The 26,665-nt window shown below is 56.0% G+C and carries 25 protein-coding genes; 18 read left to right on the top strand and 7 right to left on the bottom strand.

The genetic code is table 11. The features are described 5' to 3' along the window. The first annotated feature begins 95 nt into the window (after positions 1-95). The 6 genes from LOY28_RS16470 (at position 96) to LOY28_RS16445 (ending at position 4,374) form a co-directional block, all read left to right on the top strand. Positions 96-677, top strand: a complete 582-nt coding sequence (locus tag LOY28_RS16470) for a hypothetical protein (RefSeq protein ID WP_258612153.1) — start codon at positions 96-98, stop codon at positions 675-677. Then, positions 674-2,059, top strand: a complete 1,386-nt coding sequence (locus LOY28_RS16465; protein ID WP_258612152.1) for a DEAD/DEAH box helicase — start codon at positions 674-676, stop codon at positions 2,057-2,059. The genes LOY28_RS16470 and LOY28_RS16465 overlap by 4 nt, the downstream gene beginning before the upstream one ends. 268 nt (positions 2,060-2,327) lie before the next feature. After that, positions 2,328-2,915: a type IV toxin-antitoxin system AbiEi family antitoxin domain-containing protein gene (locus LOY28_RS16460; protein WP_258612151.1), complete on the top strand. Its 588-nt coding sequence runs from the start codon at positions 2,328-2,330 to the stop codon at positions 2,913-2,915. A gap of 34 nt (positions 2,916-2,949) precedes the next feature. Beyond that, positions 2,950-3,318, top strand: a complete 369-nt coding sequence (locus LOY28_RS16455; protein WP_258612150.1) for a hypothetical protein — start codon at positions 2,950-2,952, stop codon at positions 3,316-3,318. Positions 3,319-3,435: 117 nt separating this feature from the next. Continuing rightward, on the top strand, positions 3,436-3,654 hold the full coding sequence (locus LOY28_RS16450) for a BPSL0761 family protein (RefSeq protein ID WP_258612149.1): 219 nt from the start codon (positions 3,436-3,438) through the stop codon (positions 3,652-3,654). 474 nt (positions 3,655-4,128) lie between these two features. Continuing rightward, positions 4,129-4,374 (top strand): trimeric intracellular cation channel family protein, encoded by a 246-nt coding sequence (locus LOY28_RS16445; RefSeq protein WP_258612148.1) that lies wholly within the window; start codon positions 4,129-4,131, stop codon positions 4,372-4,374. 146 nt (positions 4,375-4,520) lie between these two features. On the opposite strand, the gene LOY28_RS16440 is transcribed toward LOY28_RS16445, so the two are convergent. From LOY28_RS16440 to LOY28_RS16425, 4 genes are read right to left on the bottom strand one after another with little or no spacing between them, the layout of a single operon-like run. After that, positions 4,521-4,964 (bottom strand): hypothetical protein, encoded by a 444-nt coding sequence (locus tag LOY28_RS16440; protein ID WP_258612147.1) that lies wholly within the window; start codon positions 4,962-4,964, stop codon positions 4,521-4,523. After that, positions 4,957-7,020, bottom strand: a complete 2,064-nt coding sequence (locus LOY28_RS16435; RefSeq protein ID WP_258612146.1) for an integrase — start codon at positions 7,018-7,020, stop codon at positions 4,957-4,959. Before LOY28_RS16435 ends, LOY28_RS16440 begins: the two co-directional genes overlap by 8 nt. Further along, on the bottom strand, positions 7,017-8,690 hold the full coding sequence (locus LOY28_RS16430) for a site-specific integrase (protein ID WP_258612145.1): 1,674 nt from the start codon (positions 8,688-8,690) through the stop codon (positions 7,017-7,019). Before LOY28_RS16430 ends, LOY28_RS16435 begins: the two co-directional genes overlap by 4 nt. After that, on the bottom strand, positions 8,687-9,898 hold the full coding sequence (locus tag LOY28_RS16425) for a site-specific integrase (protein WP_258612144.1): 1,212 nt from the start codon (positions 9,896-9,898) through the stop codon (positions 8,687-8,689). The genes LOY28_RS16430 and LOY28_RS16425 overlap by 4 nt, the downstream gene beginning before the upstream one ends. 120 nt (positions 9,899-10,018) lie before the next feature. Between LOY28_RS16425 and dnaQ the strand changes: the two genes are divergently transcribed. The 3 genes from dnaQ (at position 10,019) to LOY28_RS16410 (ending at position 13,972) form a co-directional block, all read left to right on the top strand. After that, a complete protein-coding gene (gene dnaQ, locus LOY28_RS16420) occupies positions 10,019-10,795 on the top strand; it encodes a DNA polymerase III subunit epsilon (RefSeq protein WP_408981022.1) in 777 nt (258 codons plus the stop codon). A 292-nt stretch (positions 10,796-11,087) separates the two neighbouring features. Further along, positions 11,088-13,343, top strand: a complete 2,256-nt coding sequence (locus tag LOY28_RS16415; RefSeq protein ID WP_018929620.1) for an Orn/Lys/Arg decarboxylase N-terminal domain-containing protein — start codon at positions 11,088-11,090, stop codon at positions 13,341-13,343. Positions 13,344-13,357: 14 nt separating this feature from the next. Continuing rightward, positions 13,358-13,972: a GNAT family N-acetyltransferase gene (locus tag LOY28_RS16410; RefSeq protein WP_007937773.1), complete on the top strand. Its 615-nt coding sequence runs from the start codon at positions 13,358-13,360 to the stop codon at positions 13,970-13,972. Here LOY28_RS16410 and LOY28_RS16405 read toward each other — a convergent pair. Together LOY28_RS16405 and LOY28_RS16400 are read right to left on the bottom strand one after the other, a co-directional pair. After that, a complete protein-coding gene (locus LOY28_RS16405; RefSeq protein ID WP_258612142.1) occupies positions 13,938-14,831 on the bottom strand; it encodes a LysR substrate-binding domain-containing protein in 894 nt (297 codons plus the stop codon). The genes LOY28_RS16410 and LOY28_RS16405 overlap by 35 nt on opposite strands. An 88-nt stretch (positions 14,832-14,919) precedes the next feature. Further along, on the bottom strand, positions 14,920-15,156 hold the full coding sequence (locus LOY28_RS16400) for a hypothetical protein (protein ID WP_018929617.1): 237 nt from the start codon (positions 15,154-15,156) through the stop codon (positions 14,920-14,922). A gap of 184 nt (positions 15,157-15,340) precedes the next feature. Here LOY28_RS16400 and LOY28_RS16395 point away from each other — a divergent pair, with 184 nt between their 5' ends. Both LOY28_RS16395 and LOY28_RS16390 read left to right on the top strand, forming a co-directional pair. After that, positions 15,341-15,901, top strand: coding sequence for an NADPH-dependent FMN reductase (locus LOY28_RS16395; protein WP_018929616.1), 561 nt, complete (start codon positions 15,341-15,343; stop codon positions 15,899-15,901). 144 nt (positions 15,902-16,045) lie between these two features. Continuing rightward, positions 16,046-17,329 (top strand): arsenic transporter, encoded by a 1,284-nt coding sequence (locus LOY28_RS16390; RefSeq protein ID WP_258612141.1) that lies wholly within the window; start codon positions 16,046-16,048, stop codon positions 17,327-17,329. Positions 17,330-17,351: 22 nt separating this feature from the next. Here the strand turns inward: LOY28_RS16390 and LOY28_RS16385 are convergent, their stop codons facing one another. Further along, positions 17,352-18,302: a DUF1853 family protein gene (locus tag LOY28_RS16385; protein WP_086946064.1), complete on the bottom strand. Its 951-nt coding sequence runs from the start codon at positions 18,300-18,302 to the stop codon at positions 17,352-17,354. Between the two features lie 112 nt (positions 18,303-18,414). On the opposite strand from LOY28_RS16385, the gene LOY28_RS16380 reads away from it, so the two are divergent. The 7 genes from LOY28_RS16380 to LOY28_RS16350 all read left to right on the top strand — a co-directional run bounded on the left by LOY28_RS16380 (position 18,415) and on the right by LOY28_RS16350 (position 26,389). Then, positions 18,415-19,305 carry an NAD(+) kinase gene (locus LOY28_RS16380; RefSeq protein WP_007906781.1) on the top strand — a complete coding sequence of 297 codons (891 nt, stop codon included), beginning with the start codon at positions 18,415-18,417 and terminating at the stop codon, positions 19,303-19,305. Then, on the top strand, positions 19,302-20,276 hold the full coding sequence (locus LOY28_RS16375) for a metallophosphoesterase (protein ID WP_172901237.1): 975 nt from the start codon (positions 19,302-19,304) through the stop codon (positions 20,274-20,276). Before LOY28_RS16380 ends, LOY28_RS16375 begins: the two co-directional genes overlap by 4 nt. After that, entirely contained in the window at positions 20,273-21,142 is an 870-nt protein-coding gene (locus tag LOY28_RS16370; RefSeq protein ID WP_258612140.1) for a rhomboid family intramembrane serine protease, read from the top strand. The genes LOY28_RS16375 and LOY28_RS16370 overlap by 4 nt, the downstream gene beginning before the upstream one ends. Positions 21,143-21,173: 31 nt before the next feature. After that, a complete protein-coding gene (locus LOY28_RS16365; protein ID WP_007937782.1) occupies positions 21,174-21,434 on the top strand; it encodes a YeaC family protein in 261 nt (86 codons plus the stop codon). Continuing rightward, entirely contained in the window at positions 21,431-22,261 is an 831-nt protein-coding gene (locus LOY28_RS16360; protein ID WP_018929611.1) for a DUF2797 domain-containing protein, read from the top strand. The genes LOY28_RS16365 and LOY28_RS16360 overlap by 4 nt, the downstream gene beginning before the upstream one ends. 10 nt (positions 22,262-22,271) lie before the next feature. Continuing rightward, complete coding sequence (gene pepN / locus LOY28_RS16355) at positions 22,272-24,929, top strand: aminopeptidase N (RefSeq protein ID WP_258612139.1); 2,658 nt, start codon at positions 22,272-22,274, stop codon at positions 24,927-24,929. Positions 24,930-25,210: 281 nt separating this feature from the next. Next, positions 25,211-26,389 (top strand): integrase core domain-containing protein, encoded by a 1,179-nt coding sequence (locus LOY28_RS16350; protein ID WP_086944034.1) that lies wholly within the window; start codon positions 25,211-25,213, stop codon positions 26,387-26,389. Positions 26,390-26,665: the final 276 nt, after the last annotated feature.

The following is a 26,665-nucleotide window of genomic DNA, read 5'->3' as shown; positions in this document are numbered from 1 at the left end:
ACTGAGGCGGCACTATCTTGCGTTTGCGGATGAATCGGCCACGGACTATAATCCGCATTTTGACCGTTCCGCGAATTTCCCTTCCAGGTGCCTGCATGAAACCCGATTCATTCATCTTCGACAGGCGGCTGTACGACCTGTTTCAGCAGGGGCACCTACGCCAATTTACGACCAACGACTTACGTAACGCTTACGCCAATCAGCTGGCGGGTATTACGTTCAACAGCAGCAACCTGCGCAGATATGTCTATGAGCAGATCAGACGGATGTTGCGTACCGGATGGGTTATTCAGGATGAAAAACGACAAAAGCGGGGTCAGATCTATCACTGGCAGAGTATTCCAGCAAATCTGCAGGTGGAGCTCATCGATAATGGGTATGAGAACAGTATCAAGTCGGTGAATAAACCGCTGCGACAGCCCGCACAAAGCATCGACTCAGAGCAGCCAGGGCCAGATGTGATCGAACACCTAGAGTCCATACTCAAAGAGATTCGGCTCGACTTCCTTTCCTCCATGGGAGAGACGGAGCGCTATAAGCAACTGCTCGACGAAATGCCGCATCTGAAAGACCAAGTCGAAGGTGATTATCTCGAAGCTCGAGACCGAAGCTCTCGTCTTCTAGGACATCTCCGAGCGGTCGAAAAGACGCTCAAGACAGTCATGTCAGCACGATGAAAGCATCGCCGAGAAAATGGCAGAGCCAATGCATTGAAATAGCGCTGGAGCACTACACCACAACGCCGCACTTTTTTTGTCAAGCCACTCCAGGGGCCGGGAAGACACGAATGGCCGCAGAGCTGGCTCGACATCTGTTGGAGCAAGGCAAAATTGATCTCGTGCTCTGTTTCGCTCCGTCTTGCCAAGTCGTCGACGGATTTCGCTCGACATTCTCCGCTGTACTTGGGAAGCGTCTGGATGGGCTTATCGGTGCCGTAGGCGCCGCGAGTACCTATCAAGCGATGGAACACCAGGATGAAGCCTTCTGGAGACTTTTCGACGACTATCGCGTGTTTGCAGTATTCGACGAGATCCATCACTGCTCAGGGCACGATCCGCTGTTGAGCAATGCTTGGGGGCAACAGATTCTTTTAAAAATACAGGATCGCGCTGCCTTTACCTTGGCGCTATCGGGCACACCATGGCGCTCGGATGATAGAGGCATTGCTCTGGCTCGTTACTCCAATCCGGAGGGTCGATTGATTTGCGACTATCGCTACGGCCTCAAAGAAGCTATTTCCGACGGCGTTTGCCGGTCACCTCGCATCGTTCTCTTAGATAACCAGATGCTGAGACTCAAAGAAAATTTTGTAAACGACAGTACCGTTAAACTATTCCCCAGCATCGCTAAGCTATTGCGCGAATCTCCGGTTTCATATGAGGACCTAATTTGTCATGAGGACGCGCTCAACCAGTTGCTTGATCTGGGAAGCAAGAAACTCGATGAAGTGCGAATACTCAAACCGAATGCCGCGGGATTGGTTGTTGCTACAAACATCGAACATGCTCACCAGGTTGCTTTGGCGCTAAAGGGCAAGGGCGAAAGTTCTCAAGTTGTGACCACCAAGACCCCAGACGCACAGCAGGTCATCAACGGGTTTAAAAATAGCGACTGCCGATGGATTGTTGCGGTGGGAATGATCAGCGAGGGGACTGATATCCCTCGGCTCCAGGTATGCTGCTATCTCAGTCGAATTCGTACTGAACTGCATTATCGTCAGGTCTTGGGAAGAGTCCTTCGACGTGTGGGCGAGATGGACGATCAAGCTTGGTTGTTCGTCTTGGCGGAGCCGACACTGAAGCGATTTTCTCAGCGTATTGCCGATGATCTTCCGGATGATTTGGCTGTTGTGTGCGCTGTAGCAGCAGCTGCATCTGAGGCTTGCTCAACAGAGGGTGAGTTGGACAGCTCGATGCAAGGTGAGCTGAAAGAGCCATTCAGCTCAGCACCTACCGCTACAGCGCAGAGGTTTTTACCGCCGGCTGATCTGACCTCTGTATCGACTTATCAAATAAGCTTTTCGAAAAATTATCGCCAGCAACTACTAGCCGTTCTTTGATGTGTCGTTTATCCATTACCAAGCCATAACAGTCTTGGCAAAATCATCGAGAGGCCCAGCCATCGAGCAGATGTGTTCCCGATCGACGGCCACTGAGGTGTCCCCACTGAGTTGCTGTATGCAAGTAGTACTGTTCCTTCTCAATTCTTGCACCAATTCCCAACGACACTAATAAGTTATCTGCTGAGGTGAAAGCTTTACGTAACATGCTTATAGGTACTACCTTCGCCAAGAAATCTAACGGGTTCAAGGCATTCTGGAGCTCTTGATGTTCGTCGCAAAGTCAATCGCCAAACGAATCCAACACATGCCAAAGGGGCGTCCTTTTCACGGTAGTCTTTTCGCGCAGTCTGGCAGTCGTGCATCAGTCAACAAAGCGCTCTCTAGACTTGTTAAGACTGGTGCCCTTGAGCGAGTTGTTCGCGGAGTCTATATGCGGCCCAAGGCAAGTAAGTACACAGGCACTGTGCGCGCTAGCCCTTTGGCGGTAATGAGATTGATGACCGAGGCAAACGGGGAGACGGTCCAGATACACGGCGCAGAAGCCGTTCGCTTGATGGGGCTAAGTACGCAGATGCAGGTGTTGCCCACCTTTTATACCAGTGGGTCTACTCGCCAAATCCACGTTGGGAATGCCACCGTTCGTTTACAACACGCGTCAAAGGATCGCTTTCAGCACGCAGAGGGCAAGGTAGGAGTAGCTCTCACAGCTCTTCACTACATAGGTAAAAAAGCTTTGTCCTTCGAGGTAGCGTCACATATTCAAAAAGTGCTTAGCGAAGACGAATTCGAAACACTCCAGACGTGCCATATGCCTAATTGGATGAGAAGTGCGTTAATTCTTGTGAATATTTGAGGAGTGGTCTTGCTCTGGTACAAAAATTGGATTATTGCTCGTCGCACTGTTCTATTTTAGCAAGGCCTATATAGGCGACAAGACTATAGATGGCGAGGGAATCTCCAGCGCCTTGCTGATCACCAGTACACCTGAATTCGAACGAATATTGAGCGCGCAGCGCGAGGGCGTATGGGTCGAGGGCGTACTGTTGGTGAGTCCAGGGCATATGAATGGCAGTGGCCACTGGGAAATGGAGCGCCTTGAGGAGTTGCGCGAGTCTATCGACGACAGGGACGGCTTCCAGCATTACTTGTATGTACTAGAAGGCGGGCATAGCTATATCGAGGGGGCCTATTCTGATCTGTCAAGGCTACGCACCGATCGCGTCGTTTTCTCTATTGAAGAGCACCTTCGTCGATAAATTTAGTAACTTAATGATGGAAGTTCCGGTCTAATCAGGATCGGTAGGGCCACCTTCTGCTCTATTTGCTTGCAAATTAATCCCTCAGCGAAAGCCGTTGTTTGAGAGGAAGAAAACATGACGATGCCGAGCGAGCGCACACGAGCGCTGATTCATACTCGAGACTTTCTGGTCGAGCTTTCGCAAGATCCCACTCTGTCAGAATCTATTCGACGTCAGGCCCGCCAGCTTTTACGGCATTATCCAAATTCAAACGAGATACTGCGGGCAGGGCAACTCGAAGAGCGAAGGGTCGACCGACTGACCGAGCCATTCCTGAGCTCACGTATCGATTAACTGTATTGGTAGCTCACCAACATCCAAAAGTCGTTGATCCTGAGTGGGCATTGTTCAGGGCAAACGGTCGCCCAACAACCCGCTGTCAGACAATGTGAAGCTTTTTAGCTCACTACGTTGGAGAAGCAGTCAGCGAACTGGTGCTCACTAACGTATTCCGCTTTAACTGAGTTGGACGCAGATTGCCAGTATTGCAACCTGCTTGTTGCACTGGGAGTTGACTAGAACGTCGGAGGAGCAATCACCCACAGCACGGTTGTTTCGACATTCTCCCGATGCTCCCAACGATAGGGCTCCTCAACAATGCGGAAACTGTCCCCTGGATGGAGGTGGAATGTGTGTCCGTCAAGAGACCTATTACTCGGTCAACCTATTTTCTAGGTTGCAGATTTCAACTACATCTGGGTTGCGCTGTTTACATCGCTGCTTGCTTTTTTTCTTTCGCAAAGAATCCAGAAGCGCTATCGACTCCTGTTGTACCTCGACGCCCTGGCCGCTGCGCTCTTCGCCCTGGTAGCTACCGAAAAAGTCCTTGGTTTGCACCTGGCGGCACCTTTGGCAGTGATGATGGGTGTGCTGACTAGTATTGGTGGTGGGGTCGCGCGTGATGTGCTTGCTGGAAGAGTTTCGCTGTTGATGTCGCGTGAGATTTACGCCACGCCGCTCCTTCTGGGGTGCACCTTATATGTCCTGCTGCACAGCGTATTTGCGTCTATCTGAATTGCAGGGTGGATAGCTCTGATATTCACCTTCGGTTTGAGGTTCTTGGCCATATATAAACAATTGCAGATGCCGGCCATTCTATCTACCAAGCAGGGTGTCTCTAACTAGGCAAAAGAAAATACAAAAGTTACACTTCTTAACGATCACTCAGGAATTCGAACTTTGCGAGGCTGTGGTTCACTGATAGTCGAAAGCGGGGCCATCAGCCGCTCTCGTGTAAGGCCAGCGATGGTTGCATTGTAAATAAGTCGATTCGCGACCTCGGCCATTCTGGCTAGCTCAGCCTTCAGCTCGTCATTCTCTGCTTGAAGCCGAGTTATTTTCTTCATGGCATCCAACGTGCTCCGCGGTCTTGGCATCTCGGAGAGTTTTTGCTTTTCAAGCTTAAGATGTTCTTTCTTGTTCTTGTAAGCGACTTTTATCGCTATTTTCTTGTCGAGAGCCTGACGTGTTGGTGGAGTATCCCACTTCAATATGTCTTGTGCACCTATGCAGACTGTGTTCCAGTCCAGAGCATGATCAAATGGCCAGTTGCGGATCATTTGGGCGATTTTTCTTACATGTTGTTCGGTGATCGTCTTAGGCATTATCGGAACTCCGTAGTAAATCTAAACAAGCTAGTAGATCATCGCCATATGAGATGCGCAGTTCGCTCCTGTCTAACAACTTCACGCCTGCTGCGTCGGCTTTCTCGGACACAATCACATTCTCATGGTTGAAGTCTTCTCCGGCAATTTCAATAGGGCTGCCGTCAGGTATTTCAGGGTTGTGTAGGATGGCCAGGAGTGAATCGAGCCTATCGATTTGCGGGCCTGCCTTTTCCGTCCAACGCGATGCAGCCCGCTCGCCCTCCGCTATCGCCCGTTGCGCGGCCGTGTAAGTCTGCACGAGATTGTCACGATCCAACTTGATGATATCGGCGGCGATTTTATCGCCCTTGCACATCAGGAGTTCCGAGCAGTTGAGGCAATCGGCAAATTTGTTGCAGGGTCCAGCTCTCCAGCTACGACGGCAAATGCCATAGCGGCTACGATGGAACGGCCCTTGGCCATAAAGCTGTTCTTCTTCATTGGTGACTGGCCTACGAGGCTCTTGCTCTTGAGTCGTCCCGAGCAGCGCAGCTCCCTTGGAGGCAGACTCGACCGGATTGTCATGTAGGTAAGTTCGGGTCTGTTGGGTTGAGGCGCGACTGCTCCATTCGGTAAGCATTTCAACCGATATGCCGCTACTGCGCCCAAGCCTGTTGAGAAGGTGGCGGAGACTGTGAGATTTAAGCTTATTAGTGTTGTAGCCGTTCCTGCGAAAGAAATTTTTATCTTCTGCTACTTTACTCCCTGTCGCCAAATATTTCCCATAAGTACAATTATCATAAGGTGTAAGCAGTATGGGGCTGGTGGTAAAAGTCCAGGCCAACTGAAATCTACGAAAGCACATGAGAGATTCGGACATTCGGAGCGGTGGTTGCGTCAGATCGTTCGGAGTTTCTTGGTAAGGGAAATGCGGGTTGTAGTCGCGGTGTGCTTTAAGAACGATTTGCCAAAGGGAGTCAAGAGTATATCCTGCCAGTGAGTGTCTGCCAGTGTATCTCTTCATGAACATTCCGCAACTACCCCGTTTTGTAAGGCCCAGCGCTTGCACCACTTGATCGCAGCTAAGTTCTACGTCGTCAGGAATGTCTGGACAATTTGAGTGACGGTAGAAATGTTCGGGGTTAGTTTCCATATAACGAGCAAGACGTCGACTCTCTTCTGTTATGTCGCTCAACCGCTTGATTGCATCGATAGATATTGCGGCCATTGTCTTCGGTATGGCCTTGCGAGCGAAATCCCGCGTTTTCGGGACCCAGTACGCCAAGTAGTGCTGGGATTCCCCATTCTTGTCGATATCTTCGCGTAAGCAGTCTGTGCGAAGCCGTAGGGTTTCACCAATGCGCATGGGGGCACTCAACAGAAGCGCCGTGATGCAAGAAACCATTAAATCAGTGTGATTCTGCTCTTCATTGGCTCCTCGTGAAAAAATTTCGGCAATAGCCAATAATGCGTCCTGATCCGGAATTTTCTTCGACCTTGCTTCACTCGGTGCTTTCGTGCCATTGAGGGAATTGTAACTTTCCTCGCCCACGTAGGGGGTGCTCCAAAAGCGTGCATCGACTGTTAAAATGAAAAAATCCGCAAATTGCTTCAATATTATAAGAGCATCATAGGCAATCTTATCTCGGGTGATTTCGTTGTTAATGGTACGGATAACTTCCTCCCAGTGTCGTTCCCCAAATTTTGTAATGTCAGGGATTTTCATATCTTTACGCAGAACATATTCTATTACCCGAAGTGCGCGCATTGGATCAGCGACACGTCTCCGTGGGCGCACAGTATTCGAGTAGCGAAGGTATGACTTAGCGACTTCTATAAAAGCGGGATGCATCATTTGATGCGATTCAATAATCTTGCGCTGGCGCAGGTTTCGATATTCATACCTGGTGAAACGGACTGTATCAAGGGTTGTTGGCCATGTGTATGCGTCCCAGGTAAAACCCTCCATATCAGACCATAACGTCAGGCTATCTCTCGCCAGGGCAATAAACTCCCTAAGGTTTTGTTGAGCAGACATTTCGCTGTTGGGGGTGAATTGGCAAATCTGGCTCATGGCTTCATTCCCCTTTCAGCGTTGCGAGCATTACAGTGCTCAATGCAGTTTTTGACGGCGCGAATGTCTGCGGAGAGATCGATGGGTATCAATAGGTTTCGCGAACCGCCGATTTTTAATATCGATTTTTCTGCAGCTTGTCGCTGCTCCAACGCATCTAATACTTCCTGATGTGGCGCATTAACTAAAGGTTCGAAATACTTGCAACGGTAACAGGGGATCGGCACTGAGGTTGTCGCGCAGAAACTGAATTTGCCACAGTTACCGACATTTTTCAGTTCCCCGGCGTAAGCAAACTCCAACTTGCTCGTTTGGTCGCTAGCTCTCGTTGCCTGATCCGGCGAGTCGATTAACGTTCCTGTAAAAGCCATTGCGAGTGGTGCTAATGACGGCGCCATTGATTCGTCGAGTTGTCGTGCCTGTTCGGCGGGGTCGTTGTAATAAGCACGCAATGAGTTTTCAGACGTATGACCCAGCCAATGAGAGAGTATGTGATTGGGTACTCCCAATCTTGCAAGTTGCCTTGCCCGTGTATGGCGCATTCGAGTTGCACAGATAACCATTGGTTGACCAGTGCGCGGGCTGATAGGAGGTCGTGGTGTAAAAAAGCATTTGATATTTTTAGTACCAAAGTTGCAATTTGGTACATTAGCTGACCAGCTAAGTATTCTGCCAATCCATATTTTTTTCAGATGAAATAGCTCGCTGCCTAGGTTTTCCAATGGTTTTTTTTGTTGCTGGTCCTCTATAATTTTTAGAGCCTGTTTAACGCGGAATTCACTGCAAAATAGAGGGAGAAGGTTTAGTTGGTCTTCCGTGAGTGAGACGCATAGAATGTCTTCGTAAAGTGCTCTGGCTTCCTTGCGTTGAATTTGGCATAGATCCCACAAGTGAATGGCTAGGGAGTGCGGCTCAAATTTGCTGTCACGAAAGCTTGTTTCCGCTCCTTGGTCCTTGGCGCCTGGAAAATAAATGGCTTTGCCGATAGGGAGTACGTTGTTAGAGTCGTCATTTTCAACGATATCACCGATTTTTAGGTGTGCAATTTGTATCGGCCTCCTTGCGTATTGCATTGATAGCAATTTTATGAGTGTCACTTGAGTGCCGGAGATGTTTATATCATAGTAATCCCAGGTGATTTGAAGTAAACAGTCATATTCTTCGTCGGTTAGCCAGCTTTTATTCGGATCGTCTGACAGCACATTTCGCGGTCCGCCGGGAAACGCTGCAGTATCATCCAGTAGGATTAACGCATTTTGGTTAATTGCATCCCTGTCGCGTTCCATCCAATGGAGAAAAAACCGTGTAATTGCCTTCTTCCCTCTATGAAACGAAGGAATTGTTAATGCCTTTGCTATCCAGCAACTGTCAAATGAGCTCGTGGGGTGTGCATTCAGGCTTGCTTTGAGAGCTGAAATAAACCTGGTGCGAGTATCTATTGCATAATCGCCATGGCTCAAGAATAAGATCATGTTGTGTTTGAATGACGACTTAAGCTGGGGTGAGAACTGCGAAAGGGCTTTATCCATGATAAATCTGGAGTGTCCCGTTTGAACAAGAATATCCCCATCCCAATAAAACACTTTGTCCTGCGAATCTGGATGCTCAGTGCGCTTGAGATCGAGATCAAACAAGGGAAGTGTGTTTGTTAAAGTGGCTTTAGTATTCATTCTGAAACCCTTGCCGTGTCAGAAGCAATTTTACGTCCTATTTCATGAGATTTTTCTTCTATATGCCGGCGATCGTATATCTTTGACATGGCTGAACCTGGCACCCAGCCCATCAGTTGCTCCCTCAGGGGGCGTTCTTCTACAAATGACATGCCAACGCGATCTACTTGCTTTGAAAAACGATAGTTCCAGTCGTGTCGTAACAGATGAGGGTGAACAGGCGTAAGCGCTTTAAAGAGTTGTTTGAGTTTGGCAAGCCCATTATCGAAAGCCGTCTTGGGTAGCGCTTGACCCTGGCTTCGCCCCCCACGATGGACGACGAAAATAAAGTCTTCATCTGAGAATCCGACACCTTGTACATCTGCTCGCCAATTGTCTCGGTACTCCAGTAACTGTTCTTCGAGACTTGCGGATATTGGAACCCTGCGCCCCTCAGTTTTGGCGACCGGCTGATGTAGCCGAGTGTCGAACTCATCGTGGTGGTTGCGCTCGATGTCCAGGTAGGCGCTATCGCTGCCACTAGATTCGATAATGTGCTTGAGTTTCAGACTCAGCAGCTCTCCGAATCGCATGCCTGTTTCGTAAAGAACACGCAGCATCACAATATTGCGAAATCTGTGGCCAAAATTATGTTGTTGTCGAAGCCTTTCAAAGGGTTGGTCGAAGAGGTCCAGTAGCTGATTATTGGTTTCAGTCGGCAGCTTCAATGCGATAATTCGCTGTGCTCGTGCGGCTTTTGACCCGGCCTTACGCCTTCTTTTGCTCAACAGCATGGTATTTTGTGCGTCAACCGCAGCCCTAACGTCGCGCGTGTTTGAGTCGGTGATAACCTCATGCGCGAGCCAGCTGATGTACCCTGCTGCACATGCGAGATAGGTGTTGTACTTAGAGCTGCTGATGACACCTCCCTTACTGCTCCGCTTGCTGGTACGCAGATAGCTTGTTAGGTCATCAATCTCCGCTGCGCTGAGAAACCTACGGTTATGGAGATTCTTGGCTAGGTCGATACTCCTGATGGATTCCCATTCACAAACTCGCTTGATCGCTGCAAGGTAGACCTTCTGAGTTTCATGCGTAGTGGTGCGCCTGATGGAGCGGACAATAAAAGCGGTTGGGTAAAACAAGGGAAAGCCTGAGGGGTTTGCTGCATAGAGTTGAGAGAACCGCTCGCCACCACTCGCAATAAAGGTCTTGATCGTATAGCTCATATTTACACCCTTGCGCAGTGGAAGAGAATGTCAATTGCGATTTACACCTGATGGTGATTTTTTGCGTCGTTTTTCTGACGATATGTTAAGATTTAGCCCGTGTTTACAGGCGGTGCTGCGATGACGGTTAACAAAACTATAGCTAACAGGATGGTAGTACTCGATACCGAAACCACCGGCATGCCGGTGACTGACGGCCACCGGATTATCGAAATCGGTTGTGTCGAGTTGATCGGTCGGCGGCTGACCGGCCGGCATTTCCACGTTTACCTGCAACCGGATCGCGAGAGTGACGAAGGCGCCATCGGCGTCCACGGCATCACTAACGAATTTCTGGTGGGCAAGCCGCGTTTCACTGAAGTGGCCGATGAATTTTTCGAGTTCATCAAGGGCGCGCAGCTGATCATCCATAACGCGGCGTTCGACGTTGGCTTTATCAACAACGAATTTGCCTTGATGGGCCAGCACGATCGCGCGGACATCACACAACACTGCACGATCCTCGACACCCTGATAATGGCCCGGGAACGTCACCCGGGGCAGCGCAACAGCCTCGACGCCTTGTGCAAACGCTATGGCGTCGACAACTCCGGCCGTGAACTGCACGGCGCCTTGCTCGACTCCGAGATTCTCGCCGACGTTTACCTGACCATGACCGGCGGCCAGACCAGCCTGTCGCTGGCCGGTAACGCGTCCGATGGCAACGGTTCGGGCGAAGGCGCCGATAATTCCGCCACGGAAATCCGTCGTCTGCCGGCCGATCGTCAGCCGACCCGGATCATCCGCGCCAGTGAAGAGGATCTGGCCCAACACGTTGCGCGCCTGGAAGCCATCGCCAAATCCGCCGGCGCGCCGTCGCTGTGGCAGCAATTGGCCGAGGCCAAGGCTCAGGCCTGAGTCCCTTCGAGCGGAAGGTTTTTTGTGGCGAGGGAGCTTGCTCCTGCTCGACTGCGCAGCAGTCGCAAATCCTGCCAATATGGTTCCGAGCGAATGCAGGGGGGGGCGCTTCGCAGCCCAACGGGAGCAAGCTCCCTCGCCACAGGTATCTTTCTCGACACCGAGTTTGCTGGCCACATGATGGTGCGCCGGCCGGCCCACTTCAGGGCATCCCCCTCGCCACATGCGCTCCAACCCTCTACCCTGAGGTGATTGGCAGGCCACGGTCTGCCGCCTCAGGACGCCGAGCCTCATGTATAAAGATTTGAAATTCCCGGTCCTGATCGTCCACCGCGACATCAAGGCAGACACCGTTGCCGGTGATCGTGTGCGTGGCATTGCCCGGGAGCTGGAGCAGGAAGGTTTCAGTATCGTTTCGGCGGTCGATTACACCGAGGGGCGTCTGGTCGCCTCGACCCATCACGGCCTTGCCTGCATGTTGATTGCCGCCGAAGACGCCAGCACCCACGCGCATCTTCTGCACAACATGGCCGAACTGATCCGCCTGGCGCGGGTTCGGGCGCCGGACCTGCCGATTTTCGCCCTGGGCGAACAAGTCACCCTGGAAAACGCCCCGGCCGACGCCATGGCCGAGCTCAATCAGCTGCGCGGCATTCTCTATTTGTTCGAAGACACCGTGCCATTCCTTGCTCGTCAGGTTGCCCGCGCGGCGCGCAAGTACCTGGACGGCCTGTTGCCGCCGTTCTTCAAGGCGCTGGTGCAGCACACCGCAGACTCCAATTATTCCTGGCACACGCCGGGGCATGGCGGCGGCGTGGCGTATCACAAGAGCCCGGTAGGGCAGGCGTTTCACCAGTTTTTCGGGGAAAATACCCTGCGTTCGGATTTGTCGGTGTCGGTGCCGGAACTCGGTTCGCTGCTCGATCACACTGGCCCGCTGGCTGAGGCGGAAGCGCGAGCGGCTCGCAACTTCGGCGCCGATCACACCTTTTTCGTGATCAATGGCACCTCGACCGCCAACAAGATCGTCTGGCATTCCATGGTGGCACGCGATGATCTGGTGCTGGTGGATCGCAACTGCCACAAGTCAGTGTTGCACGCGATCATCATGACCGGCGCGATTCCGCTGTACCTGTGCCCGGAGCGCAATGAGCTGGGGATCATTGGCCCGATTCCGTTGAGTGAGTTCAGCCGCGAATCAATCCAGGCCAAGATCGACGCGAGCCCGCTGACCCAAGGCCGCGAGCCCAAGGTCAAGTTGGCGGTGGTGACCAACTCGACTTATGACGGCCTCTGTTACAACGCCGAACTGATCAAACAGAGCCTGGGCAACAGCGTCGAGGTGCTGCATTTCGACGAGGCCTGGTTCGCCTACGCGGCATTCCACGAGTTCTTCGCCGGCCGTTATGGCATGGGCACGTCCCGCAGCGAAGACAGCCCCTTGGTGTTCACCACTCACTCCACACACAAACTGCTGGCGGCGTTCAGCCAGGCGTCGATGATTCACGTGCAGGACGGCGGTGCACGGCAGCTGGATCGTGACCGTTTCAACGAAGCGTTCATGATGCACATCTCGACCTCGCCGCAGTACAGCATCATCGCCTCGCTGGACGTGGCCTCGGCGATGATGGAAGGGCCGGCCGGTCGTTCGTTGCTACAGGAAATGTTCGACGAAGCGCTGAGTTTTCGCCGGGCGCTGGCCAATCTGCGCCAGCATATCGCCGCCGATGACTGGTGGTTTTCCATCTGGCAGCCGCCCTCGGTCGAAGCCATCGAGCAGGTGGCCGCCGAAGACTGGCTGCTGCAACCCGACGCCGATTGGCACGGCTTTGGCGGCGTGACTGACGACTATGTGCTGCTCGATCCGATCAAGGTCACGCTGGTGATGCCGGGGCTGACGGCGGGCGGCGCGTTGAGTGCGCGCGGGATTCCGGCGGCGGTAGTCAGCAAGTTCCTCTGGGAGCGCGGGCTGGTCGTGGAAAAGACCGGGCTGTATTCATTCCTGGTGCTGTTCTCGATGGGCATTACCAAGGGCAAATGGAGCACGCTGCTGACCGAGTTACTGGAGTTCAAGCGCAGCTACGACGCCAACGTCAGCCTGGCCACCTGCCTGCCGTGCGTGGCGCAACAGAACATGGCCCGTTATCAAGGCATGGGGTTGCGCGATCTGTGCGATCAATTGCACGCCTGTTATCGCAGCAACGCCACGGCCAAACACCTCAAACGCATGTACACGGTGTTGCCGGAAGTCGCGATGAAGCCAGCGGACGCCTATGATCAATTGGTACGCGGGGAAGTGGAGGCCGTTTCGATCGATGCCCTGGACGGGCGGATCGCGGCAGTGATGCTGGTGCCATACCCGCCGGGGATCCCGTTGATCATGCCCGGCGAGCGTTTCACCGAGTCGACCCGCTCGATCATCGATTACCTGAAGTTTGCCCGGGCGTTCGACAGCAGCTTCCCCGGGTTTGTCGCCGATGTGCATGGCTTGCAACATGAAGACGAGGGCAATGGACGGCACTACACCGTCGATTGCATCAAGGAATGAGGACCTTTGCGAGTATGCAGCCCGTCATGAATCCCAAATACCCGGGCCTCTCGGTGCGTGTCGCCGATGAGGGTTTTGCGGCTTATATCTGGGGCAGTGATTTCAGTTTTGAAGTCGCCGCCTATGGCGCAGCAGAAATCGGCAAGCCGGTGGCGCAGTGGCCAGTGACGCCAATCACCCCGTATCGCAAGTGCTACGGCATCGATCCCGAAGAGTTCAGCAGTTTTCGCGACGCCGCCGACAGTGCGATTTTCATGGCCTATCTGGATGATGAGCCGGTGGGCCACCTGGTGGTCAGCACCAACTGGAACGGTTTCGCCCATATCGATGAATTGGCGGTGCATGCACCGGCGCGTCGCCATGGTGTGGCCAAGGCGTTGCTGGACGTAGCGCAGTTCTGGAGCCGCAAGAAAAAGCTGCCGGGCATCATGCTGGAAACCCAGAACAATAATCTTGGGGCCTGCCGGCTGTATGAACGCTGTGGCTACGTGGTTGGCGGGATCGATCATCTGCGTTATCGCGGGATCGACCCGAACACCGCCGAAGTCGCATTGTTCTGGTATCGATTGTTCGATAACCCGCTGGAAAAACCGATCAGCTCGCCAGCATCGCCACGGCTTGTTCCGTGATGATGTCCAGCAGCGTCTGAACCGCCGGAGAGGGCTCGGCGTTTTTCAGGCGCAGAGCGTAGACGCTGACCGGTACCGCAGGCGCCAGCGGGCAGGCATCGAGCCCGGCCGATTTGGCGCCAAGGGCGGTAAATGGATCGACAATCGCCAGGCCTTCACCGGCCTCGACCATGCTGCGCATCATTTGATGCGTCTGCACTCGGGTCTGGATGACCGGGGCAGGGCGCAGCGCATGCAGCTTGTTGTCCAGCGCCGGACTGAGCGGGTCGTGACCTTCCAGGCCGACCATTGACTGGCCGGCCAAGTCTTGCAGGGAAATGTACTTTTGTTTCGGTTGCAGCCAGCCATGGGGTGCCAATAGCTGGAGCTTGCCCTGGGCGATGACCTGGCAATCGATATCGGTATGGTCCGGGTCGTGCAGGCTCAGGCCCAGATCGCTTTCGCGCAGCAGCAGGCTTCTGACAATCTCGCGGGTCGGTTGGCTCAGGAGGGTGCAAGGTGCATCGGGGAGGCGTCGGCGCAGCGCCGCGATGCTCTGCGGCAACAGTTGTTGCGCCAGCGGCGGGGTGCAGATGATTCGCAGGGGCGGGGCCAGATATTGCTTGAGGCTGCTGGCCAGTCGCTGGACCGGCTCAAGGGCCTCGTAGACGCGGGCAATCTCGACCTGCAACTCCCGCGCCTCGCGCGTGGCTTGCAGACGGCCACGCACGCTGGCAAACAGCATGAAACCCAACTGATCCTCGGCATCGCGCAACGTGCGTTCAACCTCGGTCACGGGCAACTGCAACCATTCGGCCGCGGTGCCCAGGTGACCGGTCTGCAGGAGCGCCTGGATCACTTCGATATGACGTAAACGCATGCGTGAAGTCCATGTTCAGCAGGTGAGGGAGTCAGTGACTGAATCCTAACTCAAGTGCGCGCATATGACTTCTGCTCATAACAGCGAGTTATGAAGCGACGTTCGTTTCAGGTTCGCGAATGAGGGTGACACCGGTTTGCACCAGCACAAACGCGTTGTCGTCGAGTTTGTTGACCCGATCGCCAATGGCCAGTTTATAGGTGGTGACAGGCGCAGAGCCGGCGAGGCCGTCGTGCGACAGGGTGGATTCCTGGAACTCATGCACGGAATAAACACGGCCTTCCGCGTCTCTTGCATGGAACTGACCGACGAGTACTGCTGCCATCTGCTTAGAACCTCTGGAGATAAATCACTCAATTTGCGGTTCTGTAGACCGTGGTTGGGCGAGGTAAGTTTTCCTACAGGAAAAAAATAGTCAGGGGCGGCGATTTTCCGTCGCCCGCTGGTTGAATCGTCATTTGATCATCTATAACTAGAAGCTCTTTCCATCGAACAGTCGAGTATCTTCCATGAGCAACGTCTACGAGATCGCCGTTCTGGTCGGCAGCCTGAGAAAAGCATCGATCAACCGCAAGGTCGCGCTGGCGCTGGCCGAGCTGGCGCCTGCCAATCTGAAGCTGACGATCGTCGAAATCGGCGATTTGCCGCTGTACAACGAAGACATCGATGGCGATTCACCGCCGGCAGCCTACAGCACTTTCCGACAACAGGTGCGTTCATCCGACGCGGTGCTGTTCGTGACCCCGGAATACAACCGTTCGGTGCCGGCGCCGTTGAAGAATGCGATTGACGTCGGTTCGCGTCCCTATGGCCAGAGTGTCTGGGACGGCAAGCCGGGTGCGGTGATCAGCGCTTCACCGGGCGCCGTCGGCGGATTTGGCGCCAACCACAATGTGCGCCAGTCGATGGTGTTTCTCAATGTACCGTGCATGCAGCAGCCGGAAGCTTATCTGGGCGGCGCGGGTTCAGCGTTCGACGAGGCGGGCAAGTTGTCGGAGTCGCTCAAGCCGTTCCTGCAGAAATTCATCAATGCGTATGCGCAGTGGGTCGAGCAGCATAAAAAGCCATGACCGCTTCCTTTTAGCTCGTAGCGGCTGTCTCGCAGGCTCGGCAGCTGCTGCATCGGGCATTTCATCCCACCTTCACTTTACGGCCTATTCAAACCTCCCTATATTCCGCGCTTCGTTTTTCCGTCGGGCTGGAACCGGGTTTATATGCTCATCGCATCGTTGATTTTTTTGCTGACCATCACCCTGGTGATCTGGCAACCCAAAGGCCTGGGTGTCGGCTGGAGTGCGGTATTCGGCGCGGTGCTGGCACTGCTGTCCGGGGTGGTGCACCTGAGCGATATTCCGCTGGTATGGCAGATCATCTGGAATGCCACCGGCACCTTCGTTGCGCTGATTATCATCAGCCTGCTGCTGGATGAGGCGGGGTTCTTTGCCTGGGCCGCGTTGCATGTGGCCCGTTGGGGGCGGGGCAGCGGGCGCAAGCTCTTTGCTTATATGGTGCTGCTCGGCGCACTGGTCTCGGCGTTGTTCGCCAATGACGGCGCGGCGCTGATTCTTACGCCGATCGTGATTTCCATGCTGCTGGCGTTGCGTTTTTCCCCGGCGGCGACCCTGGCGTTCGTGATGGGGGCCGGTTTCATCGCCGACACCGCGAGCCTGCCGCTGGTGGTGTCGAACCTGGTGAACATTGTTTCGGCTGACTTCTTCAAGATCAGTTTCAACCGCTACGCCGCGGTGATGATTCCGGTCAATCTGGTAAGCGTGGCGGCGACCCTGGCAATGTTGATGGTGTTTTTCCGTCGCGACATCCCCCGTGATTACCATCCCGAGCAGTTGGCAGACCCGGCCACCGCGATTCACGACACTGCAACGTTTTATGCCGGTTGGGTGGTGTTGGTGATTCTGCTGCTCGGCTGCTTTGCCCTTGAGCCGTTGGGCATTCCGATCAGCGCGATCTCCGCGGTGTGCGCTGCATTGCTGCTGGCCATTGCCGCCCGTGGCCACAAGATTTCCACGCGTAAGGTGATGAAAGAAGCGCCGTGGCAGATCGTGATTTTTTCCTTAGGGATGTACCTCGTGGTATATGGCCTGCGCAACGCCGGGCTAACCGGGTATCTGGCCGGTTGGCTGGATGGCTTCGCCGGTTACGGCGTGTGGGGCGCGGCCATGGGCACCGGGGTGCTGACGGCGTTGCTGTCGTCAGTGATGAACAATCTGCCGACCGTGCTGATCGGCTTGCTCTCGATCGATGCCAGTCAGGCGACCGGCGTGGCGAAAGAGGCGATGATCTACGCCAACGTCATCGGCAGCGACCTGGGGCCGAAAATCACCCCGATCGGCAGTCTGGCGACCTTGCTGTGGCTGCATGTGCTGCAGCGCAAGAATATCCGGATTGGCTGGGGCTACTACTTCAAGGTCGGGATTGTGCTGACGGTGCCGGTGTTGTTGGTGACGTTGGCGGCCTTGGCGTTGCGGTTATCCATCTAGACCGGGCGGGCACTGCAAGCGCTCAACCACTGCCCGGCACATTCGGCCAAAGATCGGACACCAGAAACAGCCGCTCGGCCTCTTCCCAATCCCCTTTGGCATTCTCTGTCAGCCGCACCATCAATTGCGCCGGTGCCAGCGGGTCCAGATCACTCAGCCACGCCTTCAGCTGTTCAGCGCTCCAGGTCTGCTCCTCGGGATAGTGCGCCGGCGCCAGCCAGGCATGGCGGGGCAGGGGTTGCCAGCGACCGAACGGACGCTGCACGACAAACTCCGCCCAATCCTTCTGGTGCAGCCAGCTACCGCGTAAATGCTGAGGGTGTGCGCCACTCGGTGGTTCGGCCTGCCCAGGCCACGGATAGAGCAGATAACCGCCCAGCCATAGATGCGCGCTGAACTGCTGGATATCCAGCGACGCCAGCACCTCACGGCTTTCCGCCCGTGCGGAAATCGGCAGTTGATGCCGGCTCAGGTGTTCCAGTTTGCGGTCCAGCCGATCATGACAACCTGGTCCGAGCCACTGCGCGGTGTCACGGCCGTCACCGTTCTGCGGGCCGAGATAGAGCTTGATCGCCAGTTCCAGATGATGCACGCCATCGCGATCGCGCAGCAGCATGTCCAGCTCGCCCAAGGTGTGGCCTTCACGGCGGATCGGCATGTTGGCGGCGATCAGCTCGATCCCCGGCGCGTGCCGCACGGCGTACTGCCACAGCCGTTCGTAGTACAAACCCAGGCGCCGGGTCCTGGCCTGGGCCAGCCAGTGCAGCAAATCGTAACTGTCACGATCCAGATGCCTGAGCCAGTGTTCCAGGCGCTCCGGCGCCTGCACCCAATCGCTGCCGGCCAGGGGATGACGCTGCGGCCACGGGGTGGCGTCGAGCATCGGCGGCGCGAGGATGACCCAAGCCAGGTCGCGCACTTCAGGGTGGCGCAACTGGTGAGGTAACTGGAGCAAGTCTGGAAATAGGATCATCTTGCGAGCATAGCCCGAAACTAGAGCACACCGTTGTGGCTGAAAGGGTTTTGTCTACGCCGCGCTTTCGCCCATAATCGTGTTTTTCGCCGCCACACGCGTTAGGGGCCTCATGGAGCAATTTCGTAATATCGGCATCATCGGTCGCCTGGGCAGTTCTCAGGTGCTGGATACCGTCCGCCGACTGAAACGGTTTCTGCTCGATCGTCACCTGCACGTGATCCTCGAAGACACCATCGCCGAAGTCCTGCCGGGCCATGGCCTGCAAACTTCGTCGCGCAAGATGCTCGGTGAAGTCTGTGACATGGTGATTGTGGTCGGTGGTGACGGCAGCCTGCTGGGCGCTGCCCGGGCGCTGGCCCGGCACAACATCCCGGTGCTCGGTATCAACCGTGGCAGCCTGGGATTCCTCACCGATATTCGCCCCGATGAGCTGGAAGTCAAAGTCGCCGAAGTGCTCGACGGCCATTACCTGGTGGAAAACCGCTTCCTGTTGCAAGCCGAAGTCCGGCGCCACGCCGAGGCCATCGGCCAGGGCGATGCGCTGAACGATGTAGTGCTGCACCCCGGCAAGTCGACGCGAATGATCGAGTTCGAGCTGTACATCGACGGCCAGTTCGTCTGCAGCCAGAAGGCCGACGGCCTGATCGTTGCCACGCCGACCGGTTCGACCGCTTACGCGCTGTCTGCGGGCGGCCCGATCATGCATCCCAAGCTCGACGCTATTGTGATTGTGCCGATGTACCCCCATACCTTGTCGGGTAGGCCGATTGTGGTCGATGGCAACAGTGAGCTGAAAATCGTCGTGTCCAAAGATATGCAGATTTACCCGCAAGTCTCCTGTGATGGGCAGAACCACTTCACCTGCGCGCCCGGTGACACCATCACCATCAGCAAGAAAGCGCAGAAGCTGCGGCTGATTCACCCACTCGACCACAACTACTACGAAGTCTGCCGGACCAAGCTCGGCTGGGGCAGCAAGTTGGGTGGTGGAGGCGACTGATGCTCGATCCCGCGCGTAGCTACGACCTGATCGGTGACGTGCACGGTTGCGCTCTGACCCTTGAGCACTTGCTCGACCGGCTCGGTTACCACAAACAGGCAGGTGTCTGGCGGCATCCGTCGCGCATGGCGGTGTTCCTCGGCGACATCATCGACCGCGGCCCGCGGATTCGCGAGGCGCTGCACATCGTCCACGACATGGTCGAGGCCGGCCAGGCGCTGTGCATCATGGGCAACCATGAGTTCAACGCCCTCGGCTGGAGCACGCCGGCGCTGCCGGGCAGCGGCAAACAGTTCGTGCGCGAGCACACCCCGCGCCACGCCCGCCTGCTTCAGGAAACCCTGACCCAGTTCGAAGATCATCCCCAGGATTGGCACGACTTCCTGCAATGGTTCTACAAGCTGCCATTGTTCGTCGATGCCGAGCGTTTCCGCGTGGTGCATGCCTGTTGGGATGCCAGCCTGATCGAGCCGTTGCGCGGGTTGTTCCCCGACGGTTGCATCGACGAGCATTTCCTCCAGGCCTCCGCAGTGCCCGGCAGTTTCGCCTGCACCGTGTTCGACCGCCTGCTGCGCGGCACCGACATGCGCTTGCCCCACGGTTTGACCATGACCAGCGGCGACGGCCTGACGCGCTCGTTTTTCCGCACTAAATTCTGGGAAGACGACCCGCAAACCTACGGAGACATCGTGTTCCAGCCCGACGCCTTGCCCGAGCCGGTGGCCCGCACACCGCTGTCGTCCAGTGAAAAAGACAACTTGCTGCGCTACGGCATCGATGAGCCGATGCTGTTCGTCGGCCACTACTGGCGCAGCGGCAAACCGGCGCCGATCCGCCCGAACCTGGCGTGCCTGGATTACAGCGCGGTGCTCTACGGCAAACTGGTCGCTTATCGTCTGGATCAGGAAACCCGTCTCGACCCGCATAAATTTGTCTGGGTCGATGTCGAGCGGCCGGAGGTGTTGCAATGACGGCGGTGGCGGTATTGCGTCTACCACTGGCGGTAGATTTGAGCGGGTTCGTCAAACTGCTGCAGCGCATGCAAGTGCCCCATCGGGTCAGCGAAGAGGCGGGCGAGCAGGTGCTGTGGGTACCGGCCAGCATCAGCGAAGACGTTCGCTCGTTGTACGAACGCTTTCCGGCCGGCGACCCCGATCAGCAACTGGATATCCCGGTGGCGCCGACCCTGCAGCGTCCGGGTTTTGTCCAGCAGTTGCGCCACAGCAAGGCCACGGCGTTCGTGCTGTTGCTGAGCCTGATCGTCGGCGTGGTGACGTTGCTGGGCGAAAACCTCGAGACGATGCGCTGGCTGACCTTCCTCGATTTCCGCGTGGTCGGCGAATACATCCATTTCACGCCACTGGCCGACAGCCTGGCGGCGGGGCAGTGGTGGCGTCTGGTGACGCCGATGCTGATCCACTTCGGCATCCTGCACCTGGCCATGAACGGCATGTGGTATTGGGAGCTGGGGCGGCGCATCGAGTCGCGTCAGGGCAGCATCAACCTGATCGGCCTGACGTTGCTGTTCAGCCTGGTATCCAACTATGCCCAGTTTTTTTTCAGCGGTCCGACCCTGTTTGGCGGGTTGTCCGGGGTGCTGTACGGCCTGCTCGGGCATTGCTGGATCTTCCAGTTGTTGTCGCCGAACCCTGCTTATCGCCTGCCTCGTGGGGTGTTGGTGATGATGCTGGTGTGGCTGTTGTTGTGCCTGTCGGGGCTGGTCTCGATGATCGGTTTCGGCGAAATTGCCAACGCGGCCCACGTCGGCGGGTTACTCATCGGATGCTTCACCGGTTTGTTGGGCGGTTTGTACAACCGCCGTAAACTGGCCGTCTAATCAGTTATGAATGAAGAGCGCGGAGCCCTTGATGTCCTCTTTTAACGAAATGATCAAAAACATTACCCCGGATATCTACCAGAGCCTGAAACTGGCGGTGGAAATCGGCAAATGGTCCGACGGTGGCAAACTCACCGCCGAGCAGCGCGAACTGTCCCTGCAAGCGATGATCGCCTGGGAAATCCAGAACCTGCCCGAGGAACAGCGCACCGGCTACATGGGCCCGCAGGAGTGCGCGTCGAAGTCGATCGAAGTGCCGAATATTCTGTTCAAGTCGGATGCCATCCATTGATCGAGATTGGCCGCGGTGCAATCAGCAAAATGTCGGCGCGCCTTGACGGGCCGAACGTGCAGTACGCTTTTCGTCTGGGCGACGCCGAGGTACCGGTCAATCCGTTGATCGGCACCACGGTGCGCCTGGAGTACCTGGGGGCGATCCACTGCACCCATTGCGGACGCAAGACCAAAACCAGTTTCAGCCAGGGTTACTGCTACCCGTGCATGACCAAACTGGCCCAGTGCGACATCTGCATCATGAGCCCGGAGCGTTGCCACTACGACGCTGGCACCTGTCGGGAGCCTGAGTGGGGCGAAAAGTTCTGCATGACCGACCATGTGGTTTACCTGGCCAATTCGTCGGGGATCAAGGTCGGCATTACCCGCGCCACCCAACTGCCGACCCGTTGGCTCGATCAGGGCGCCAGCCAGGCCTTGCCGATCGTGCGCGTCTCGACCCGCCAGCAGTCGGGCTTCGTCGAAGACCTGTTCCGCAGTCAAGTCGCTGACAAGACCAACTGGCGTGCTTTGCTCAAGGGCGATGCGGTGTCGGTGGACCTGGCGCAGGTTCGCGATCAGCTGTTTGAAAGCTGTGCCGAAGGTTTGCACAGTTTGCAGGAACGATTCGGCCTACAAGCAATCCAGACAATTACCGATGTCGAACCGCTCGAAATCCGCTATCCGGTCGAGCAGTACCCGGCCAAAATCGTCAGCTTCAACCTGGACAAGAACCCGATTGCCGAAGGCACGCTGTTGGGGATCAAGGGTCAATACCTGATTTTCGACACCGGCGTGATCAATATTCGTAAATACACGGCCTACCAGCTCGCCGTGCATCAGTAAGGACTCAAGCATGCGCACCGAACAACCGAAGATGATTTACCTGAAGGACTATCAGGCGCCCGAGTACCTGATCGACGAGACGCACCTGACCTTCGAGTTGTTCGAGGACCACAGCCTGGTCCATGCGCAACTGGTGATGCGCCGCAACCCTGAGCGTGGCCCGGGCCTGCCGCCATTGGTGCTCGACGGCCAGCAACTCGAGCTGCTGTCGGTGACCCTGGCCGACCAGGAGCTGAGCGCCACCGACTACCAACTGACCGAGAACCATCTGACCCTGCACCCGACCGCAACAAGCTTCACGGTCGACACCAGCGTCCGGATCCACCCGGAAACCAACACCGCCCTGGAAGGCCTGTACAAATCCGGCACGATGTTCTGCACCCAGTGCGAGGCCGAAGGTTTCCGCAAGATCACCTATTACCTCGACCGCCCGGACGTGATGAGCACGTTCACCACCACGGTGGTCGCCGAGCAGCACAGCTATCCGGTGCTGCTGTCCAACGGCAACCCGATTGCCTCCGGTCCCGGCGAAGACGGCCGCCACTGGGCGACCTGGGAAGACCCATTCAAGAAGCCTGCCTATCTGTTCGCGTTGGTGGCCGGTGACTTGTGGTGTGTCGAAGACACTTTCACCACCATGACCGAGCGCTCCGTGGCGCTGCGCATTTATGTCGAGCCAGAAAACATCGACAAGTGCCAGCACGCCATGAACAGCCTGAAGAAGTCCATGCGTTGGGACGAAGAAGTCTACGGTCGCGAGTACGACCTGGACATCTTCATGATCGTTGCGGTCAACGACTTCAACATGGGCGCCATGGAAAACAAAGGCCTCAACATCTTCAACTCCAGCGCTGTGCTGGCCCGCGCCGAAACCGCTACCGACGCCGCACACCAGCGGGTCGAGGCGATTGTCGCCCACGAATACTTCCACAACTGGTCGGGCAACCGCGTGACCTGCCGCGACTGGTTCCAGCTGTCGCTCAAGGAAGGCTTCACCGTGTTCCGCGATTCGGAGTTCTCGGCCGACATGAACTCGGCCACGGTCAAGCGCATCCAGGACGTGGCGTACCTGCGCACCCACCAGTTCGCCGAAGACGCCGGCCCCATGGCTCACGCCGTACGCCCGGACAGCTTCATCGAGATTTCCAACTTCTACACCCTGACCGTGTACGAAAAGGGTTCGGAAGTGGTCGGCATGATCCACACCTTGCTCGGGGCCGATGGCTTCCGCAAAGGCAGCGACCTGTACTTCGAACGCCATGACGGCCAGGCCGTGACCTGCGACGACTTCATCAAGGCCATGGAAGATGCCAATGGCGTCGACCTGACCCAGTTCAAGCGCTGGTACAGCCAGGCCGGCACACCGCGTCTGGCGGTGAGCGAGTCCTACGACGCCACGGCGAAAACCTACAGCCTGACCTTCCGCCAGAGCTGCCCGGAAACCCCGGACAAGGTTGAGAAGCTGCCGTTCGTGATTCCGGTGGAGCTGGGTCTGCTTGATTCGAAAGGCGCGGCAATTGCATTGCGTCTGTCCGGTGAAGCCAGTGCTCAAGGCACTTCGCGGGTGATCTCGGTGACTGAAGCCGAGCAGACCTTCACCTTCGTCGACATTGCTGAAAAACCACTGCCGTCGTTGCTGCGCGGCTTCTCGGCGCCGGTGAAACTGAGCTTCCCGTACGACCGCGATCAACTGATGTTCCTGATGCAGCACGACAGCGACGGTTTCAACCGTTGGGATGCCGGCCAGCAGTTGTCGGTGCAGGTGCTGCAAGAGTTGATCGCCCAGCAGCAGAAGGGTGAAGCGCTGGTGCTGGATCAGCGTCTGGTTGCAGCCCTGCGTACCGTGCTGTCCGACGAGACGCTGGATCAGGCGATGGTCGCTGAAATGCTCTCGCTGCCAAGCGAGGCATACCTGACCGAAATCAGCGAAGTGGCTGATGTGGAAGCGATCCACACCGCTCGCGAATTTGCGCGCAAGCAACTGGCGGACACGCTGTTCGAAGCGCTGTGGCTGCGTTATCAAGCCAATCGCGATCTGTCGAAGAAGACTCCGTATGTGGCCGAGGCCGAGCACTTCGCCCGCCGCGCCCTGCAGAACATTGCGTTGTCCTACCTGATGCTCAGCGACAAGCCAGAAGTATTGGCGGCAACCCTTGAGCAGTTCGACAGCTGCGACAACATGACCGAGCGCCTGACCGCGTTGGCCGTGTTGGTGAATTCGCCGTTCGAAGCGCAGAAAGCCAAGGCATTGGCGAGCTTCGCCGAACACTTCAAGGACAATCCGCTGGTCATGGATCAGTGGTTCAGCGTTCAGGCCGGCAGTGTATTGCCCGGCGGTCTGGCGCGGGTCAAAGCCTTGATGCAACACCCGGCGTTCAACATCAAGAATCCGAACAAGGTGCGGGCACTGGTCGGCGCGTTTGCCGGACAGAACCTGATCAACTTCCACGCGGCGGATGGTTCCGGGTATCGGTTCCTGGCGGATCTGGTGATTGAGCTCAACGGCTTCAATCCGCAGATTGCTTCTCGCCAACTGGCGCCGCTGACCCGCTGGCGTAAGTACGACAGCGCCCGTCAGGCGTTGATGAAAGGCGAACTGGAGCGGATTCTCGCTTCGGGGCAGCTGTCCAGCGACGTGTACGAAGTGGTCAGCAAAAGCCTGGCCTGATCTGGTTGCCTGCTCTCTCAAGTGTTCACTCGGACCTTGTGGGGGCGGGCTTGCTCGCGATGGCGGCCTGATAGCCGACCGGGATTTTTGATGGAGTACATATCCATTTCTGCGGTAACGGCTACTTAGGGTTTCGCCCTTACGGCGAGGCACTTTTGGCAAACGCCCCAAAAGTACCCAAAAGGTCTCGCCGGTATGACTCACCCACATAGGTAACAAAACAGTTCAAGCACATAGGTAACAGTTTTTAACTGGCACTGGTCGATTCCGAGGATCTGACCATGCCGTGGCGAGAGCTGAAACCTATGGACCTGAAAGTGATGTTCATTGCCGACTATCTGTCCGGTCGACTCAACTTCAGTCAACTCTGTGCGGCTCACAGCATCAGTCGCAAAACTGGTTACAAGTGGGTGGCGCGCTACAACGCGGACAGCGTTAACGGCTTGATGGAGTGCAGTCGCAAGCGGCATTCCCAAGCTCAAGCCGTGCCGTTTGCAGTCAAGGAAGCCATTCTTGAGCTACGCGTTCAAGGACAAACGACTCCAGGTCCGAAGAAGATTCAGACAGCTCTAAGTGAGCGATTTCCGGATCAGCCCCCGCCCTCTAAAACCACAATCTACAACGTGCTGAAAAAGGCGGGGCTGGTGACGCCGCGGCGTTTACGTCAGCGTGTCGCCATTTATCCCAAGCCGCTTCAGAAGGCCGACTTTCCAAACCAGCTCTGGAGTGCCGATTACAAAGGCCAATACCTGACGGGAGACGGTGCCTGGTGTTACCCCCTGACCGTGATGGATCACGCCAGTCGCTTTCTACTGGCTTGTGAGAGCATGCCCAGCACGACTTTCAAGGACGCCAAGGCAACCTTCGAGCGGCTGTTTAAGATGTATGGAATGCCTGAGCGGATCCGTACCGACAACGGTGTTCCTTTCGCCAGCGGTGGGCGTGCTGGGTTGTCGCAGTTGTCCATCTGGTGGGCCCGTCTGGGGATCATCCACGAAAGGATTCAGCCGGGTCGACCAGAGCAGAACGGACGGCATGAACGCATGCACCGCACGCTTAAAAGCACGTTGCCAAGGCCGCCGGAGATCGAGTGGGGTGCGCAGCAGAAACATTTCGATCTGTTCATGCAGCACTACAATCATGAGCGTGTGCATGAGGCGCTCGGGCAGAAAACACCGGGCTCGTGTTACACAAGTTCGTCACGAACTTATCCGGAAAGGCTGCCGGAGATGAGATACCCAAGTCATGTCGAAGCTTATCGAGTGGATTCAAACGGGGTAGTGAACAAGGGCCGGCTCAGAATTTATGTGGGCTATGTACTCAAGCATGAAATAGTCGGGTTGGAGAGCATAAACGGAGGGCTTTGGGACATCGTTTTTGGGCCGGTAGTATTAGGTCGCATTGATGAAAAAGACGCCAAGGATGACTATGTAACGCTCAAGGTGATCAGAAGTAAGTAGTCAGGTGTTACCTATGTGCCTGAACTGTTTTGTTACCTATGTGGTTGATCCCTTCACGCCCCAAGCGTCCGGCCCCTCGCTGAGGCTCGGCGTTCCTTCGTTCCGGTATCCATCTGGGGGCATCGCCCTACGGTTGGCTTCGCTTCAACCTACATGCGATGGGTTCGACTGCGTCGAACGGCGCTGCGCGCCAATCCCCAGATGAACACCTGCGCTCAGCCTCCCGAAGGGGCGGGTAGATCAAGATCCAAAGCCAAAGCCAAAGCAAAGCAAAGC

It is taken from the genome of Pseudomonas sp. B21-017, assembly GCF_024749245.1.
In the GTDB taxonomy this organism is placed as follows: domain Bacteria; phylum Pseudomonadota; class Gammaproteobacteria; order Pseudomonadales; family Pseudomonadaceae; genus Aquipseudomonas.
Note: the sequence above shows the minus strand (reverse complement) of the source record. Positions and strands in the feature narration are given on the sequence as shown.

Excerpts from the sequence above, each read along its gene's own strand:
- LOY28_RS16470 (WP_258612153.1), top strand. The coding sequence starts at position 96 with ATGAAACCCGATTCATTCATCTTCGACAGGCGGCTGTACGACCTGTTT.
- LOY28_RS16465 (WP_258612152.1), top strand. The coding sequence starts at position 674 with ATGAAAGCATCGCCGAGAAAATGGCAGAGCCAATGCATTGAAATAGCG.
- LOY28_RS16460 (WP_258612151.1), top strand. The coding sequence starts at position 2,328 with ATGTTCGTCGCAAAGTCAATCGCCAAACGAATCCAACACATGCCAAAG.
- LOY28_RS16450 (WP_258612149.1), top strand. The coding sequence starts at position 3,436 with ATGACGATGCCGAGCGAGCGCACACGAGCGCTGATTCATACTCGAGAC.
- LOY28_RS16440 (WP_258612147.1), bottom strand. The coding sequence starts at position 4,964 with ATGCCTAAGACGATCACCGAACAACATGTAAGAAAAATCGCCCAAATG.
- LOY28_RS16435 (WP_258612146.1), bottom strand. The coding sequence starts at position 7,020 with ATGAGCCAGATTTGCCAATTCACCCCCAACAGCGAAATGTCTGCTCAA.
- LOY28_RS16430 (WP_258612145.1), bottom strand. The coding sequence starts at position 8,690 with ATGAATACTAAAGCCACTTTAACAAACACACTTCCCTTGTTTGATCTC.
- LOY28_RS16425 (WP_258612144.1), bottom strand. The coding sequence starts at position 9,898 with ATGAGCTATACGATCAAGACCTTTATTGCGAGTGGTGGCGAGCGGTTC.
- dnaQ (WP_408981022.1), top strand. The coding sequence starts at position 10,019 with ATGACGGTTAACAAAACTATAGCTAACAGGATGGTAGTACTCGATACC.
- LOY28_RS16415 (WP_018929620.1), top strand. The coding sequence starts at position 11,088 with ATGTATAAAGATTTGAAATTCCCGGTCCTGATCGTCCACCGCGACATC.
- LOY28_RS16410 (WP_007937773.1), top strand. The coding sequence starts at position 13,358 with ATGCAGCCCGTCATGAATCCCAAATACCCGGGCCTCTCGGTGCGTGTC.
- LOY28_RS16405 (WP_258612142.1), bottom strand. The coding sequence starts at position 14,831 with ATGCGTTTACGTCATATCGAAGTGATCCAGGCGCTCCTGCAGACCGGT.
- LOY28_RS16400 (WP_018929617.1), bottom strand. The coding sequence starts at position 15,156 with ATGGCAGCAGTACTCGTCGGTCAGTTCCATGCAAGAGACGCGGAAGGC.
- LOY28_RS16395 (WP_018929616.1), top strand. The coding sequence starts at position 15,341 with ATGAGCAACGTCTACGAGATCGCCGTTCTGGTCGGCAGCCTGAGAAAA.
- LOY28_RS16390 (WP_258612141.1), top strand. The coding sequence starts at position 16,046 with ATGCTCATCGCATCGTTGATTTTTTTGCTGACCATCACCCTGGTGATC.
- LOY28_RS16385 (WP_086946064.1), bottom strand. The coding sequence starts at position 18,302 with ATGATCCTATTTCCAGACTTGCTCCAGTTACCTCACCAGTTGCGCCAC.
- LOY28_RS16380 (WP_007906781.1), top strand. The coding sequence starts at position 18,415 with ATGGAGCAATTTCGTAATATCGGCATCATCGGTCGCCTGGGCAGTTCT.
- LOY28_RS16370 (WP_258612140.1), top strand. The coding sequence starts at position 20,273 with ATGACGGCGGTGGCGGTATTGCGTCTACCACTGGCGGTAGATTTGAGC.
- LOY28_RS16365 (WP_007937782.1), top strand. The coding sequence starts at position 21,174 with ATGTCCTCTTTTAACGAAATGATCAAAAACATTACCCCGGATATCTAC.
- pepN (WP_258612139.1), top strand. The coding sequence starts at position 22,272 with ATGCGCACCGAACAACCGAAGATGATTTACCTGAAGGACTATCAGGCG.
- LOY28_RS16350 (WP_086944034.1), top strand. The coding sequence starts at position 25,211 with ATGCCGTGGCGAGAGCTGAAACCTATGGACCTGAAAGTGATGTTCATT.